The sequence below is a fragment of the Eubacterium sp. 1001713B170207_170306_E7 genome, assembly GCF_015547515.1.
Classification (GTDB): Bacteria; Bacillota; Clostridia; order Eubacteriales; family Eubacteriaceae; genus Eubacterium.
Map to the genome: position 1 here is coordinate 273,310 of NZ_JADMVE010000004.1, position 16,162 is coordinate 289,471.

13 protein-coding genes and 1 riboswitch are annotated in these 16,162 nt (G+C 46.5%); of the genes, 5 read left to right on the top strand and 8 right to left on the bottom strand.

What is annotated here, in order from left to right; genetic code table 11:
- Nucleotides 1-46 precede the first annotated feature (46 nt).
- The 5 genes from I2B62_RS11935 (at nucleotide 47) to I2B62_RS11955 (ending at nucleotide 4,480) form a co-directional block, all read left to right on the top strand.
- On the top strand, nucleotides 47-619 hold the full coding sequence (locus I2B62_RS11935) for a hypothetical protein (protein WP_195269300.1): 573 nt from the start codon (nucleotides 47-49) through the stop codon (nucleotides 617-619).
- Entirely contained in the window at nucleotides 592-1,329 is a 738-nt protein-coding gene (locus tag I2B62_RS11940; RefSeq protein ID WP_207735998.1) for a site-specific integrase, read from the top strand. Before I2B62_RS11935 ends, I2B62_RS11940 begins: the two co-directional genes overlap by 28 nt.
- 111 nt (nucleotides 1,330-1,440) lie before the next feature.
- Nucleotides 1,441-3,063 (top strand): putative manganese-dependent inorganic diphosphatase, encoded by a 1,623-nt coding sequence (locus tag I2B62_RS11945; RefSeq protein WP_195269302.1) that lies wholly within the window; start codon nucleotides 1,441-1,443, stop codon nucleotides 3,061-3,063.
- Between the two features lie 104 nt (nucleotides 3,064-3,167).
- Complete coding sequence (locus I2B62_RS11950) at nucleotides 3,168-3,968, top strand: hypothetical protein (RefSeq protein ID WP_195269303.1); 801 nt, start codon at nucleotides 3,168-3,170, stop codon at nucleotides 3,966-3,968.
- Between the two features lie 140 nt (nucleotides 3,969-4,108).
- The gene (locus I2B62_RS11955; protein ID WP_013381903.1) at nucleotides 4,109-4,480 is read left to right on the top strand and encodes a helix-turn-helix domain-containing protein; all 372 of its coding nucleotides are present in this window, start codon (nucleotides 4,109-4,111) and stop codon (nucleotides 4,478-4,480) included.
- Nucleotides 4,481-4,816: 336 nt separating this feature from the next.
- Here I2B62_RS11955 and I2B62_RS11960 read toward each other — a convergent pair whose 3' ends face one another.
- From I2B62_RS11960 to raiA, 8 genes are all read right to left on the bottom strand, one after another.
- Nucleotides 4,817-7,192 carry a homocysteine S-methyltransferase family protein gene (locus I2B62_RS11960; protein WP_195269305.1) on the bottom strand — a complete coding sequence of 792 codons (2,376 nt, stop codon included), beginning with the start codon at nucleotides 7,190-7,192 and terminating at the stop codon, nucleotides 4,817-4,819.
- Between the two features lie 10 nt (nucleotides 7,193-7,202).
- A complete protein-coding gene (locus I2B62_RS11965) occupies nucleotides 7,203-7,916 on the bottom strand; it encodes a UPF0280 family protein (protein WP_195269306.1) in 714 nt (237 codons plus the stop codon).
- A gap of 4 nt (nucleotides 7,917-7,920) precedes the next feature.
- Nucleotides 7,921-8,322, bottom strand: coding sequence for an NIL domain-containing protein (locus I2B62_RS11970; RefSeq protein WP_195269307.1), 402 nt, complete (start codon nucleotides 8,320-8,322; stop codon nucleotides 7,921-7,923).
- Nucleotides 8,322-9,482, bottom strand: a complete 1,161-nt coding sequence (locus I2B62_RS11975; RefSeq protein WP_195269308.1) for a homocysteine biosynthesis protein — start codon at nucleotides 9,480-9,482, stop codon at nucleotides 8,322-8,324. Before I2B62_RS11975 ends, I2B62_RS11970 begins: the two co-directional genes overlap by 1 nt.
- Nucleotides 9,483-9,543: 61 nt before the next feature.
- Nucleotides 9,544-9,647, bottom strand: a riboswitch (SAM riboswitch).
- Nucleotides 9,648-9,834: 187 nt separating this feature from the next.
- A protein-coding gene (gene prfB, locus I2B62_RS11980; protein WP_195269309.1) for a peptide chain release factor 2 occupies nucleotides 9,835-10,936 on the bottom strand; the annotation gives its coding sequence in 2 pieces (ribosomal slippage) (nucleotides 9,835-10,860 and nucleotides 10,862-10,936; 1,101 coding nt in all).
- Between the two features lie 18 nt (nucleotides 10,937-10,954).
- Nucleotides 10,955-13,510 carry a preprotein translocase subunit SecA gene (gene secA / locus I2B62_RS11985; RefSeq protein WP_195269310.1) on the bottom strand — a complete coding sequence of 852 codons (2,556 nt, stop codon included), beginning with the start codon at nucleotides 13,508-13,510 and terminating at the stop codon, nucleotides 10,955-10,957.
- Nucleotides 13,511-13,659: 149 nt separating this feature from the next.
- Complete coding sequence (locus tag I2B62_RS11990; RefSeq protein WP_195269311.1) at nucleotides 13,660-15,384, bottom strand: DUF5317 family protein; 1,725 nt, start codon at nucleotides 15,382-15,384, stop codon at nucleotides 13,660-13,662.
- Between the two features lie 148 nt (nucleotides 15,385-15,532).
- Entirely contained in the window at nucleotides 15,533-16,066 is a 534-nt protein-coding gene (raiA, locus tag I2B62_RS11995) for a ribosome-associated translation inhibitor RaiA (RefSeq protein WP_195269312.1), read from the bottom strand.
- Between the last annotated feature and the right edge of the window lie 96 nt (nucleotides 16,067-16,162).

Below are 16,162 nucleotides of genomic sequence, written 5' to 3' on the forward strand. Positions count from 1 at the left end.
GATACTATTAGCTTACAAGTGATTGTGAGCTAATAAGGAGGTAAATATGAACAGCCCACAAAACTATGAATTTTCTCTTGTATGTAAAAAGAACAAAGATGGCTCGCCTAAAAAAAATGCAAAATGGATTTTACATTTTAAATGGCAAGACAAATCTAAATCGGCCGGATACTACCACAAGGAATATACCCTTAATAAAAAAAATTGTGGTATTGATTTTTGGGTAAAATCCAAAAATACTAAGGATTTAGATAAAGAAAAATCAAAGCTTCAGTCTAACTCTAACTATATTAGTGCAGTAACAAATGTGTTTAAAATTTTCGAAAAGGATAATTTGATTATAAATAAAAATATCACTTTATTGAATTGTGCTAATTCTTGGCTAAATAATAAAAATAATATTAACGAAAAAACTCGTAGCCGTTATAAGAATATAATAGATGTGAATATTAAAGGCTTTTTTGGGGATAAAAAAAAGATAAAAGATGTGACCTCTTACGAGTTAGAAGCTTTCCACGCAGAACTTTATAAACAAGGTAAAGCTAAAGGAACGGTTAAAATTATAATGAAATTAACTAAATCTATTTTTGGGTGGGCTTTTGTCCTAAACAAAAAATAATTGTTGAGAATCCATTTGAAGCATGTGAATTTCAGGTTCCTTATTCCAAAAAACACGAAAACCCGATTCATGATTTTTTAAGACCAGATGAAGTGAATGAAGTGTACAAAATACTTGAAGGTCACTATCTTTACCCAATGGTTAAAATCTCAATCCTCACCGGACTTCGTCGTGGTGAACTATTAGGCTTAAGATGGCAAGATATAAATTTCGAAAAAAAAATAATCAATGTATCTTTTCAATTAAGCGAAAATGAAGGTAAACTTGTCTTTTCTAATAATTTAAAGTCAAGCAGCGCTAAACGAGAAATTCCGATTAATGATGAATTGATTGCTGTTTTTAGGTCACTAAAAGCAGACCAAAGTAAAAATAAATTATTCTTTGGTAATGATTATTATTGTTGTGAACACGACTTGGTTTTTCTTCACAAAGATGGAAAACCCTATATCCCGCGTAGTGTCACACAAGCATTCTCAAACAAACTGAAAAAGAATAATTTTAGACATCTTAAATGGCATGATTTAAGGCATACTTTTTGCTCTATTTTGGCAAATACTAAAATCAACGGGGTGCCAAAATACAATATAAGTAGAATTCAATATTATATGGGTCACGGAAGTTATATTACCACTGCTAATATTTATAATCATGTGTTAATCAAAGATGATTGCCCGGCCGATGATATTGAACGTCAATATCAAGCTGCTTAAATTATGTTAGAAAATCGTTAGAAAAACATTCTTTTATACTTGCAACCCTTTAAATATAGCCATTTTTCAAGGAGTATGATAGAATTACAAAAAAAGGAGAGAATTTGAAACATGGCTCAAGCTATTTATGTTTTTGGACATCAAAATCCCGACACGGATTCCATCTGCGCTTCGCTTTCCTACGCCTACCTGAAACAGGCCATTGGAAATGAAAACGTGGTGGCATGCCGCCTCGGTAATATCAATAAAGAGACAAAATATGTACTGGATTATTTTAACGTGGAGCCGCCAAAGCTGATCAAGAGCGTCAAGCCCCAGGTTTCGGATCTTCATTTCAACAATTTTTCAATGGCCACTGAGCAGGATTCTGTGCTGAAGACCATGAATCAGATTATTTCAAATCCCGGCCGTTCTCTGCCCGTGGTCGACGCTGACAAAAAGCTTCTGGGCATTATCTCCCTGCCGGACATCATTCAGGCCTACACCGATCCCTATGTCGAGTCCATTCTCAAGGACACCAAGACGCCTTACAAAAATATCATTGAGATTCTGGACGCCCGGATCATCGGCGATATTCCCTATGCGTGTGTCACCGGTAATGTCTACACCAACACCGAGCTGGTTGCCGGCCAGAAGCTCAACGCTGAGGACTTTGTCGTCACAGCCCTCAATGACGGCTCCCTTGGAAAGGCCTTTGAGACAGGCGCGGAAAATATCATCATCTCCAACACCCCCATCGGCAAATTACCGCCGATTCCTGAAAGCTACAAGGGACTGGTCTTCCTCTCCAACCACTCTCCCTTTGAGGTTATCCGTCTTTTAACCCAGGTAATCCCCATTACCAACTTTGTAAAGCGCGAGAACCTGGAATACTTTGTCACCTATGAAACCATCGACGATGTCAAGGAAAATATGCTGACCTCAAATCATACGCGCTTTCCGGTTGTCTCTGAGGACGGGATGGTCCTTGCCTCCATTACCAAAAGTAATCTGCTGGACTACAACCGCAAGCAGGTCATTCTCGTTGATCACAACGAACGCGGGCAGTCCATCCGCGGCGTGGAGGAAGCCGAAATTATCGAGGTTATCGACCACCATCGCGTGGCTGAAATCCAGACCGCCACACCGCTCTATCTGCGGATTGAACCAGTGGGCTGCACCTGCACCATTGTGGCCAAGATGTACCATGAGCGGAACATCCCCATTCCGCGCCCCATGGCTGGTGTGATGCTTTCTGCCATTATCTCAGACACGCTGCTGTTCCACTCCCCTACCTGCACCGAAACCGACCGGAAAATCGCGGAGGAGCTGGCCGATATCGCCGGGGTTGATCTGAAAGCCTATGGCGAAAACATGCTGGTCGCCGGCAGCAATCTGGCAGATATGTCGCCGAAGGATATCTTATCCGCGGACCGCAAGCGCTTTACCATGGGAGATTACAAGGTTATGGTATCCCAAATTAACACGGGGGACTTTAAGGGTATGTTCAAACAGCTCCGGCCTGTATTATCAGAAATGGAAAAGGCGTGTGCCGATGAGGGCTTTGACCTGGCGGTTCTGATGGTAACCGATATTATCATGGGGGGAAGTGAGATCCTGGTGGCCGGAAAATCCAGAAAACTGGCTGAAGCTGCCTTTGGAATTGGCGAAAATGACATCAGCAAATTCTTCCCTGGTGTTTATTCCCGAAAAAAACAGGTGGTTCCGCCGCTCATGAACGCTTCGGCTTTATAATTTAATAAATCTTAACAAAAGAGAAGGAGTTTCATTCTTTCTCTTTTCTTTTGTTTATATTTACTCTATAATGGTATAAAGAATTAAGATGAAAGGAGACCTGCATGCAACGAATTAAACAAAATATGATTTGTATCTTGATTCTCACCTTTGCATGTCTGCTTTTGCTTTCAGGATGCAGTAAAAAGGAACTTGTCAACAACAGCATCACCGGAGAAATTCTCAACTCTGAAAAATCCGAAGCACTGGTTGACGGTACCTATACCGCCATATCCAAGTATTACGACCCCAGAGGCTACGGCCAGAAAATAACCGCCACTGTGCATAAGGGCATTATCACAAAGGTTACCTATGAGGAAACCAACGCACAGGGCACAAACCGCTTGTCGGTTCCCGCGCCAAAAGAAGGCTGGACTGAAACAGATTTAAGCCTCGGCACCATTTACTCAAAGCTTTATACGAGCTTTATCGAAAAACAGAATCCCTCGGTCGATACGGTTACCGGTGCTACTCAGACAACGGAAAACTTTAAAAGCCTGGCTGCTTCTGTCTTTGCCGACTGCAAAACCGGAGATACCAGCCCGAAGGTGATCAATGATTTTGTCTGGACCTATACAGCCGAAAGCCCGGCAGAGGACGCCTTGGGTTATAAAGGCAAGCTTTCAATAACCTTTGATGATGATACTATCACTCAGGTTGTTTATGATGAATACAAAGACAATAATCTTAAATCATCCAATGTGCTGATGAAGCAGTTTTTCGCAGCGCTGACAAAGGAAACCATGCAGAAGCAAACCCTGGCGCCAGTGACTGTCGACCCGGTTAACAATCCTCTGGAAGCCACTAAATACAATGAGTTGCTTCAGATTATTGCTAATCAGAGAGCCCCCTTTGGAACGGTATAAAAAAGAATAGATGTAAAATCTCAATGGTTTGGCATAATTCCTTTTTGACTTGACAAAAATGCAACAAACATATATACTTGAATAAACTGGTTATGATCACTGCGTCAAAAACTAACATATTTATTAGAGAAGGTGGAAAAATGGAGAATAATACATTTGGTTCACGTCTTAAAGCTTTAAGACTGTCTAAAAATCTGACTCAGGAAAAATTCGCAAACATTTTTTATCTTAACAAAAGTTCAATTTCTAAATATGAAAAAGATAAAAATTTGCCCGAAAATCAATTATTAATTAAAATCGCTGACTTTTTTGATGTATCTGTTGATTATTTATTATGTAGAACATCCCAGCAGAAATTATTGCCAAGTAATCCAAAACCAATGAGTGGTGAAGAATTTTTAAGCTCTTATGTTTTCTCTGAAGAAGAAACCGAAGCTTTCGCAGCTTATTTTTCGTTCCCAGACGACTTGAAAAAAGAAGTTTTAGACTATATTCGTTTTAAACAACAATAATTCATAGCTTGGGAACCTCTCACTTTCCAGGTCATCAGTAAAAGGCCCATAAAAAATCCGCTGCCAAGGCAAGGCAGCGGGTTTATTTTTTTATTAAACGATCAATTTATACCAGTAACGAAATAAATATGCCTAAGAAGCTAATCATTCCGATACCCAACAATTTGTCATATTTCATTACGGTCACCTGTCTTTCACTGTTTTTTAACTTACTGTTATTATACCCGATACATGTATCAAGCCTACAACCATAAAGCTAAAATTTTTATGAATTAAGTAAACATAATGAAATCGCTTGTATCATTTTAATCGCGAATTGTTACAATCTTTACAAATCTACTTTTCAAAGATTCCCTGGGCAATATTGACGCCGGCTTTTGCATCCTTACCGTAATAGTCTGCGCCGATATCTGCCGCGTACTCAGCGTTAAGCACCGCGCCGCCGACCATCACTGCCGTTTCTGGACACCGCTCATGGAGCTGGCTTACTGTTTCTGCCATGTTCTTGACCGTTGTTGTCATCAGCGCGCTCAGCCCGACCAGAAGGATGTTTTCCTTTTGGACTGTCTCGATAATCTTCTCAGTCCCAACATCCTTGCCCAGATCCAGTATCTCATAGCCGTAATTTTCCAGTATAACCTTCAGAATATTTTTTCCGATGTCGTGGACATCTCCTGAGACAGTCGCCAGTACAATCCGCCCCTTTATGATCTGCTCCTCGGCGCTGAGATGCTGCTTGATGATCTCAAAAGATTTCTGAACCGCCTCTGCGGCAAAGATAAGGTTTGGCAGAAAGGCTTCTCCTGTCTCAAACGCTTCCCCCACAATATCCAGTCCAGGGATCAGATAGTCATTGACAACGGCCATTGGCTCCTGGGTTTTCAGAAGTGCTTCCGTCGCAGCCGCCGCTTCATCCTTCATTCCCTCGACCACCATTGTTTTAAGATCCGGCAGTGCGCCCCCTTTTTTCTCAGGCGCCGGGGCTGACTCCCGGGTTTTATATTTTGTGACATATTCGATACAGCTCTTGTCATGGCTCCACAGCCCTCTGAAGGCGGCTACTGCGTCCATCATTCCCTGATCCGAGGGATTCATGATCGGGGTGTTCAGTCCTGCGGTAAGGGCCATGGTCAGAAAGGTCCGGTTCATGAGCTCACGGTTTGGCAGGCCAAAGGAAATATTACTGACGCCAAGCACTGTTGGCACCTGCAACCCGGTACGGATCAGCTCCAAGGCTTTGATGGTTTCCCTCACCTGCTCCTGCTGGGCCGAAGCTGTCAAAACCAGACAGTCAAGCAGCATGTTCTTTTTGGGAACGCCCATAGACTCCGCCCTTTGAATGATTCGCTGTCCGATGGCCAGGCGTTCCCCGGCTTTTTCGGGAATGCCCTTCTCATCCATGGTCAGGCCAAGAACACAGGCTCCGTATTTTCTGGCAATGGGCAGTATCCGCTCCATTGAGCCCTGCTCACCATTTACAGAGTTAATAATCGGCTTTCCGTTATACTGGCGCAGCACTGCCTCGATAACCTCCGGGTCTGAGGAATCAATCTGCAGCGGCAGGTCAACCAGGTTGCTGACAGCCTCGACCGCTTTCAACATCATTTCCTTTTCATCAATGTCCGGCAGTCCCAGATTAATGTCAAGAACATGAGCGCCCTCTTTTTTCTGCTCAAGCGCCAGTTTTTTTACCAGAGAGAGCTCTCCGCGGCGGAGCTCCTCCTTTAAGGCCGCATTGGTGGTCGGATTAATGCTCTCTCCGATTATGCGGATATCCTGCCCCAGCGCCACTGTCCTTGTTCCAGTCGCCACAAGGGTCATGCTCTGCTCCGGCGACAGGGTCTGACGGTCTGGAAGCGGCAGCGCTGCTGTTGCCGCGATGGTCTTTTGAATGTATTCCGGCGTTGTTCCGCAGCAGCCGCCCAGCACTGCCGCGCCTTTTCGCGCGATTTCCGCCATATACGCGGCGAATTCATCCGCTGTTATATCATAGAAGGTATTTCCGTTTAACACCCACGGAAGGCCCGCATTGGGCTGAACAACCACAGGCACCGACGCGTATTTCAGCAGAGTCTCGATTACCGGCATCATTTTATCCGGGCCGGTCGAGCAGTTAATACCGATGGCATCTGCGCCCAGAGCTTCGAGAATGGTGACAACGGTCAGGGGATCGGAGCCTGTCAGGGTGCGCCCGTTTTCCTCAAAGGTCATTGAGGCGATTACCGGCAGGTCACTGTGTTCTCTGGCGGCCAGAAGCGCTGCCTTCATTTCATAGATATCGGTCACGGTTTCGATCAGCAGGACATCTGCCCCTGCCGCTGCCCCGATGTCTACCATCTCCGAAAAATAACCATAGGCTTCGTCAAAGCTGATTTCTCCGAGGGAACCGATCAAAGCGCCCAGAGGCCCGATATCCAGGGCCACATAGCCTGGATTCAGCTCCCTTGCCAGCTCCACCGCAGCTGTAATAATTTCTCTCTGGTCGTACCCGGTTCCCTTCAGCTTATAGCCGTTCGCACCAAAGGTACAGGTGGTGATAATGTCTGATCCGGCTTCGATATAAGCTCTGTAAATGTCCTGAATGATCTCAGGGCGTGTCAGTGTCAGGGCCTCGGGCACAGGACCGATATTTTCAAGCTTTGCCTGAAGCAGGCTGCCCATGGCGCCGTCAAGATAAAGTCTTTTTATTGTTAATGCTTCTGTAAATTTCATAGTCCTCACTTTAGTCCAATTCAATTTCTCCCCATGCGCCCATCCGGTTATCGACAATGATCAGCACGCCCCTGATACCGCCGACGCCTTTAATCCAGTCGATGGCGCCGGCGATATCTTCATGGGTTTTTACCCGGTTTCCCAGAGCCGTAGCCGCGGCATCTGCCAGATAGACATCCTGGCTGATAACGGTGGCCGCGTCAGCCTTTCCAAAGCTGAACGAATGCCCGATGGTGCCAGAGGAAGTACAGATTCCCAGAGGATGGGATGCCGGCTGCAGCCTTAAGGCCAGATCTTTGAAGGCAGAACGGCCCGCATCAATGGCGACCCGCCGGACCTTATCGGTTTTTATAAATAAGTCACCGCCATTTTCGACGATGACTTCTCTGCTCTGTTTTAACAGCTTCGCTCCAACACTTGCTGAGACCGCTCCCGCCACCGCGGCCATAGGGCCGACGCCCACGGCTGCTGACGCTGTTTTCATCCGTTTTATCATGGCTGGGTCATGCGGTAAAACCGGCACCGGCTCAAGCGATGTTAGAAATTCAGGGTTCTTCTTGCCATAATCCTCCAGTATTTTCCGGGTTTCGTGCACCTGACGCCGCATCGAATCGGTCTGATCTGTTTCCGACGCAATCAGAAGATCGGTCTCATATTCCACAACGCGGTAATAGACCAGGCCGTCAGCCTGCATTTTATCCCGGTAAACACGTTTTTCGTACATGGTCTCAGATAAGGGTATGGATCGCGCGGACCGGGCAGGCTTTTATACAAAGCGCACACTCCAGGCATTTTTCCGGATGGTAGGCCAGTACCCAGTTTTCATCCATTTCCAAAGCGCCTACCACACAGGCGGCCGTACAGGCGCCGCAGTCCACACAGCGGTCCTTATCCACCTCAATGACGGAAAGAACATCCTTGACGTCCACGCCGCTTTTCTTGATAAAGCTGATTCCCTTCTCGATGTTATCCTCTGAGCCAGAAACCTCAAAAAGCAGGGTGCCGTTCACATCGTCATCGACAAAGGCCTTTAAAATGTTCAGCTGTAAGTCATAATCCCGGATCAGCTGGCTCGCGATTGGTTTTCCAGTCGCCTCTTTCGGGAAATTCAGCACAATTTTCTTAACCATTATTTGTTACCCCCTTCTTTGATCTTCAGGCTGTTGAGCGTATTGTCGACAGGGAATTTCATGACTGGCTCCTGAAGGAAAAACTCGCCCTTTTTAATCCAGCCTGTCAGCTCATCGGCGATCTCTCTTGCCCTTGTAAGGCTGGAGAGCGGCGAGGTCCGGATCTTTCTCCCTTCGATCTCGACAGAACCGCTGCGCAGCTCTGCATAGCTGACTTTTTTAATCACCGCCCGGTCCTTATCGCTGTAATCTATAATGTTTGTATGAAGCTCTGCGTCTGTTACCGACACAAATTTCATCATCTCTTCATCTAAAACAGGAATCGGAATCCCGATTCCCACAAACATGGAAACCCCGTAGCGTTCAAAGACAGCGGGCTGAATGTACTTCGTGCTCATTTCACGCATTTCACCCATAACTGCCAGTGTTCCTGCTCCGCCCAGCGGATAGCCCTTTTCGTCTCTCGCGCAGCCGGAATTAAACTGAGTCCCCATCCAGGAGACATAGCCCTGAGTTCCAGCCAGGAAAATGCGCGTGCCCATGCCAATGGTCTTGTACAGCGGATCGTTCAGCAGCGGGCTAAGGGCGCCGGCAGTGCTGTAGGTGATGTTACCCATATTGGGGTGCAGAATTCCCATATACGTGTAGATACGCTTTTTTGAGGTGTTGATGGCCGCATTATAGTTCTGATAACAGTTTCTGGGGTTATACAGGTAGGCTTCGTTCATATCCTTCAGCCCGACCCAGGTGTCGATTTCTTTTCTCGGATAACAGTCTGTTCCCGGCGAGGTGGCGTGGAGACGCACTTCCTTTCCGTCGATCAGATCACAGATAACGTGCGCGCCGCCGTATTCCGCGCCTTTATCTGAGGACGGCTGTGTCGCTCCGATATAGGTATCGACTGCGGCCAGTCCGCCGTAGGCTTCGACATTGTTCAGCTCGATTTCTGCCATGCGGATCGGTGGATCGGCGTGACCAAAATTTAAAAAGGCACCGGACGAACACATTGGTCCAAAGGTAGCCGTTGTGACAACATCGACATATTCTGCTGCTTCCTTTGTTCCGCGTTCCTTAACAATATCAATAACTTCTTCGGCTGTGACAATGACGGCCTCGCCTCTGGCGATTTTCTCATTAATTTCCTGATAGGTTTTTGCCATGTTTACTCCTTCTCTTTCTATAAAAAAACTCATTTTCACCAAATGAAAATGAGTCTGCTTTAGATTATCTTTCATTTCATGAAAAGAAATGCTGGATTTGGCACCACACTTACGCAGGTTGCCGGGCTTCATGGGGCCAGTTCCCTCTACCACTCTTGATAATTCGATTATTCAGTTGTACGCTGTATACTAGTATAGCAAAAAACAAATTTAATTGCAATCGTGATTTACAATTCATTTCGGGTATTTTTGATCGCAGCGGCCGCCCGCTGGAAAAAATGCAGGTATACGCCAAAACGGCGTATACCATACTACAGGGCATTTTCAGCACTTTATTTATCGCGTTTCTGTCCTACTGCTGAGAAGCGGTCTGCTGGAGATAGGCGTTCATAAACTGGTCCAGGTCACCGTCCATGACCGACTGGATATTGCCCACCTCCACATTGGTGCGGTGGTCCTTAACCATATTGTAGGGGTGGAACACATAGGAACGGATCTGTGATCCCCAGGCAATCTGGCTGTAATCTCCTACGACATCGTCCAGCTTTTCTTTCTGTTCCTGCTCCATGATTTCTACCAGCTTACCCTTGAGCATGTTCATCGCAACCTCTTTATTCTGGTGCTGAGAGCGCTCATTCTGACACTGCACGACAACCCCGGTCGGAATATGGGTAATCCGGATCGCTGATGAGGTTTTATTGACGTGCTGGCCGCCGGCACCGCTTGCGCGGTAGGTATCTACGCGGATATCATCCGGGTTGATTTCGATTTCCACACTGTCATCGACCTCCGGTGTAACATCCAGAGACGCAAAGGACGTGTGACGGCGTCCTGAAGAATCAAAGGGGGAGATACGCACCAGGCGGTGCACCCCTCTCTCGGTTTTCAGGTAGCCGTAGGCGTTTATGCCTTCGATAAGAAGCGTGGCACTTTTGATGCCCGCAACATCCCCAGGCTGTAAATCAAGAGATTTAACCTTAAAGCCCTTGCGCTCCGCCCAGCGGGTGTACATTCTGAGCAGCATTTCTGCCCAGTCCTGGGACTCGGTGCCGCCGGCTCCCGGGTGCAGTGAAATAATGGCGTTATTGCTGTCATACTCACCGGACAGAAGGGTTTCGAGCTTGAACTTTTCAAGCTCTTTCCCGAAAGCTTCAATGGTATCCGGGAGCTCGTCCATTTCTTCACCCTCGTCGATCAGTTCAAACATGACGAGGATATCGTCGAGGTTATCCTTGAGCTTATCGTACTCACCCTTTTTCTGGCGAAGGATTTTCAGCTCCTTCAGAACCTTCTGGGCCTTTTGCTGATCACTCCAGAACTCTGGTGATTCGGTCTGGGCATTCAGCGTCTCTATTTTCTCACTGACGGCTGGTAAGTCAAAGTGAATCCCTCAAATCCGTCAGTTCTTTTTCCTTTTCATTGATACTCTGTCTGCATTCATAGAGATCAATCATGACATCACATCCTTACTTTTATAAATTTGCGCCGCAGCATTTTTTATACTTCTTGCCGCTGCCGCAGGGGCAGGGATCATTCCGGCCTACCTTTTTGGTTTTGGCTGCTGCGGGCCGGCCTTCAATTTCATTTTCATTGGTTTTAACCTCATCCATGTTGACGTTGCGCTGCGGCTGCGGCGCTCTCTGGATTTTAATATTGTAGAGGTATTTGACCGTGTCTTCCTGGATTCTTAAAATCATATCCTCAAACATGGCAAAGCCCTCTTTGGTATATTCCTTAACCGGGTCATTCTGACCGTAGGCGCGCAGGCCAATCCCCTGCTTGAGCTGTTCCATATTGTCGATGTGTTCCATCCAGGCTGCGTCCACGCTTCTCAGAAGAATTGCGCGTTCCAGCTCCTGCATGTTGGCATCGCCCAGTGTTTTTTGTTTTTCTTCATAGTTGCTGCGGCAATACTGGAGAATGGCTTCCCTGAGTTCGTCGCGGCTTTCCGGTTCCCTGGGCAGATTCAGGGTCGCTCCCTCGGCTACCAGTGTTTTCTCAAAGTAATTATTCAGACCTTCGAGATCCCAGCTGTCGTAATAGTCACCGCCGTTGGTGTACATTTCCACATAGCTGTCAACCATATCCTCGGTCATTTTCCAGATCTGCTCATGCATGTTCTGGCCGTCGATAACCTGCTGACGCTGGTCATAGATAATTTCTCTCTGACGGTTCATGACATTATCATACTGGAGAACATTCTTACGGATGTCAAAGTTACGGGCTTCCACGCGTTTCTGGGCGCTTTCGATGCCCTTGGTCAGCATTTTGTTTTCAATGGGGGTATCTTCGTCAAGGCCGATGCTCTCAACCATGTTCTGAATTCTTTCAGAACCGAAAATACGCATCAGGTCATCCTCCAGTGAAACGAAAAACTGTGAGGAGCCCGGGTCGCCCTGACGGCCGGAACGGCCGCGCAGCTGATTGTCAATACGGCGGCTCTCATGGCGCTCCGTACCGATAATGTGCAGTCCGCCCAGCTCCTGAACGCCTTCTCCGAGGACGATATCCGTACCACGGCCCGCCATATTGGTGGAAATGGTGACAGCGTCCATCTGCCCGGCATTTGAGACAATCTCGGCTTCACGCTCCAGATATTTCGCGTTCAGGACATTATGCTTAATGCCTTCCCGCTTGAGGTATTTGCTCAGCAGCTCTGATTTTTCAATGGAGATTGTCCCGATCAGAATCGGCTGCCCGGTGGCATGGCGCTGCTTGACCTCTTCCGCCACTGCTTTGAATTTCCCCTCTTCACTTTTGTAAACAAGGTCGTTCATATCGTTGCGGACCATTGGTTTGTTGGTTGGAATGGTCACAACGTTCAGGTTGTATATGGTATTGAACTCTTCTTCCTCGGTCTTTGCCGTACCGGTCATACCGGAGAGCTTGTTGAACATTCTGAAGTAGTTCTGGAAGGTAATGGTCGCCAGCGTTTTTGACTCGCGGTTGACCTTTACGTGTTCCTTGGCTTCGATGGCCTGGTGAAGGCCGTTGGAGTAACGGCGGCCCGGCATCAGACGGCCTGTAAATTCATCGACGATGATGATCTCGCCGTCCTTTACAACATAGTCGCGGTCCTTAAACATCAGAGCATTGGCGTGCAGAGCCTGGTTGATGTTGTGGGAAATTTCCATATTATCCACATCTGCCAGATTATCCAGGCCAAAATATTTTTCAGCCTTTTCCACACCCTTTTCGGTCAGCATAACGGATTTTGCCTTTTCATCCTTGCTGTAATCACCCTTTTCCTCAATGGGGCGGTCATCTTCCTTTTCGTCGCCGTCCCAGGTATCTTCCTTGAGACGCTTGACAAACATGTCCGCCTGCTCATACAGCTTGGTGCTCTTGTCACCGCTGCCTGAGATGATCAGCGGGGTTCTGGCCTCGTCAATGAGCACGGAGTCCACTTCATCGATAATGGCGTAATTGAGCACGCGCTGTACCTGCTGGGCCTTCTGCGACGCCATATTGTCACGCAGGTAGTCAAACCCAAATTCGTTGTTGGTCCCGTAGGTAATGTCCGCGTTGTAAGCCTCGATTTTTTCATCAAAGCTCAGGCCGTGAACCACCAGGCCGACCTTTAAGCCTAAAAACTCATGAACCTTGCCCATCCACTGGCTGTCACGCGTGGCCAAGTAATCATTGACGGTTACAATATAAACACCCTTTTCCTCGAGGGCATTCAAATAAGCCGGCAGGGTAGACACAAGGGTTTTCCCTTCACCGGTTTTCATTTCCGCGATATTCCCTTCGTGAAGGACCATACCGCCAAGCAGCTGGACCGGGAAATGCTTCATGCCGATTGAGCGGTAAGCTGCCTCACGGACCGTGGCAAAGGCTTCGACCAGAATATCGTCCAAGGTCTCTCCGTTTGCCAGCCGCTCCTTTAACAGAACAGTCTGATTTTTTAATTCATTATCCGACATGGCGCTGTACTGGTCATCCAATGCCAGAATCTTATCTACTTTTTTTTGCAGTCTTTTGATGTCTTTTTTATTGACATCAAATATTCCATCTAAAAACCCCAAAGTATTCACTCCTTACAGTTATATAAAAATTATTTAATTCGATATTAAGCACACTTACAGAACAGTATAACATATTTTGTCCATTATACCAAAAAAACTTAAAAGGGATTGAAGTTTTTTAACCTCAATCCCTGCATTTTAATTATTTTTTAATCTTTTTTCTTGCGCCAGAACACAACGTCCTTGCCGTCGACATTCAGCTTAACACGTTCATATCCGGCTCTTTCGCGTTCCTCATCCGGATCGGCCGCGCTGGCTTTCACTTCGGCACTGGCTGTCTGAGGCGCTGCCGCTGTCGGCTGCGGAGCGGCTGTTACAGCCACTGGTGCTGCCGGTTCTTCAATCGGCGGTGTAATCACCGGTTCCGCGGGCTTCTGAACTGCGGCGGCTGCCTGCTGAGCCGCAATGGTCTGTGCCTGAAGCTCTTCAGCTGTAATCTGACGGTGGACAGGCTGGGCTTCGGTTACTGCCTGGGCCTTCGCTACAGCGGCTGCGCGGGCCACTGCCTTTTCCGCCGCGACCTTTTCGCGTTCTGCCTTAAATGGTTCCTTGACGTCAACGTATCTGGTACGGCGGCGTTTACGGGCACGGACACGTTCCTGTTCCTGATTAACCTGCTGCCAGATACTGAGCATATCGTCTTCTGTACGTTCTTCTTTTTCTGTATTGATCATAGTTGCTCCATATTCCGGATTGCTGACAATCTTATCATCCTCCACAACAAACGGTGTCTTTTCCTCAACAACCACTGGCTGCGGCTGTGGAACCGGCTCAATATTGATCACAGGTTCCTGGATAACAACGCGCTGTTCCGGGGCTTTTTCCTCCGGTTTTTCCTCAGTTTTAATTTCTTCCTGTTCCTTTTCAAAGGCAAGCTTGCCCTTTTCCTTTTCAGCATAAAACGATTGGGTAAAGAAACCGGAAACCGGTCCTGTATCTTCATCTGAAAAATCTTCTTTTACTTCAGTTGGCTCATAGGTTCCAATATCCTTGATGGCCGTAAACACTTTTGTATCCTGGCCAGAGTCATACTCATCCAAAATGGACTTGCCCATGCTGGCGTCTCCGCCATTGTTCTGAATCTCAGCAATGGTTTCCGGCGTCAGCTTTGGAATAACATCGGTCATGCTCTCAAAGGAGTCCTCGAGGTTTTCAATCGGATCCTCTTCAAAATCTTCTTCCGGGTAGTAGTCGTCATTTTCGTCATCATAATCGTCAAAAAAGTCGTCTTCGTCATCTTCGTCCGGCGGCAGAATATAATCTTCCTCGCCGATCGGTTCGTCCTTATTAAAGACAGAATCTGCCGGAATGCGGTTCATGGCATACTGTACCCAGCCGATAAGGCCAGCAAAAACAACGGCACTGCCGATACTGAAACCGCCGATGCTACCGATATACTGCATAAAGCCGCCGACAAACGGAATGGGCACATTAACCCCCAGCACCCAGAGCCCGGTCTGCTGCATTACCGCGTACACCGCATTGGTTCCCTCATTAATGCTGGTGGCAAAGGCCGAGGTCTCCGGAAGCGATTCCACAATTTTTGCCGCCACCGGCATCTTGCCGCCATTGATAAAGGTGACAATAAAATTCGCCGTGATACCCACAGCCATCATAATGGTCCAGAAATCATCCAGGTTAAAGACCAGCGTGACCAAAATTAAAATGTAGCTGATAAAATTAACCACTGGTAAGAACGCATCAACCGCTTCGATACCGCCAGTATAATAATACAGATGGAGTCCAAACTGCAAAATAATTCCGATAATTCCCAAAGGCAGCAAGGAGATCTTCTTCGCTTTGAAGCCTTTAAAGCTCCCGCCTCTGATAAAGCCAATGATTAGTCCTAGTATAATTGCTATTAGTACAAACATAACTTCCCTACCCTCTGTATTTATTGTGAAAAGTAAACACGCATTCTAATGACATTATATTACATCTATTTTAAATCAAAAGATTTATTATGTCAAACAAAAACACCCGTTAAATACTACTTCTTAACGGGTGTTAGGGTTTATTTCACTAGAAAATCGGCTCGATCAGGCCATAGTTTCCGTCTTTTCTCATGTAAACAACGTTAACATCCTCAGTTTCTGCGTTTAAAAATACAAAGAAATCATGTCCCAAAAGCTCCATCTGCATGGTCGCTTCATCGACGGACATTGGCTTAACGGCAAATTTCTTTGTGCGCACAACCTTTGGCGGATGCTCTTCGTAATCTTCCATTGGTTCGAGACCTTCCAGATTATATTTCAATGCTTCTTCAGCGTAACGTTTTTGCAGTTTTGTTTTATGTTTTCTTAACTGGCTTTCCAGTTTGTCAACTACAGCTTCAATGGACCCGGCCATATCTTCGCTTTTTTCTTCAGCTCTTAAAATCGTTTTACCCATTGGAATGGTTATTTCCAGCATCTGGAAGTTCTTTTCCTTGCTGAAAGTCGCATACACTTCTGTCTCCTGCCCAAAGTAGCGGTCAAACTTTTCGAACTTTTTCCTGAGTGCTTCTTTTAAACCTTCTGATACATGCATGTTTTTTCCGTAAATTGTGAATTTCATAATGATAACTCCTTTCAAAAGGTCACTGTACCAACACATTAAAACGATTAACAAGAACCGTCATCTGCACTGGTGATGGCAATATTATACCATAAC

Bases quoted from the DNA above. Each gene is read 5' to 3' on its own strand.
- I2B62_RS11935 (WP_195269300.1), top strand. From the start codon at position 47: ATGAACAGCCCACAAAACTATGAATTTTCTCTTGTATGTAAAAAGAAC.
- I2B62_RS11945 (WP_195269302.1), top strand. From the start codon at position 1,441: ATGGCTCAAGCTATTTATGTTTTTGGACATCAAAATCCCGACACGGAT.
- I2B62_RS11950 (WP_195269303.1), top strand. From the start codon at position 3,168: ATGCAACGAATTAAACAAAATATGATTTGTATCTTGATTCTCACCTTT.
- I2B62_RS11955 (WP_013381903.1), top strand. From the start codon at position 4,109: ATGGAGAATAATACATTTGGTTCACGTCTTAAAGCTTTAAGACTGTCT.
- I2B62_RS11960 (WP_195269305.1), bottom strand. From the start codon at position 7,192: ATGAAATTTACAGAAGCATTAACAATAAAAAGACTTTATCTTGACGGC.
- I2B62_RS11965 (WP_195269306.1), bottom strand. From the start codon at position 7,916: ATGTACGAAAAACGTGTTTACCGGGATAAAATGCAGGCTGACGGCCTG.
- I2B62_RS11970 (WP_195269307.1), bottom strand. From the start codon at position 8,322: ATGGTTAAGAAAATTGTGCTGAATTTCCCGAAAGAGGCGACTGGAAAA.
- I2B62_RS11975 (WP_195269308.1), bottom strand. From the start codon at position 9,482: ATGGCAAAAACCTATCAGGAAATTAATGAGAAAATCGCCAGAGGCGAG.
- I2B62_RS11990 (WP_195269311.1), bottom strand. From the start codon at position 15,384: ATGTTTGTACTAATAGCAATTATACTAGGACTAATCATTGGCTTTATC.
- raiA (WP_195269312.1), bottom strand. From the start codon at position 16,066: ATGAAATTCACAATTTACGGAAAAAACATGCATGTATCAGAAGGTTTA.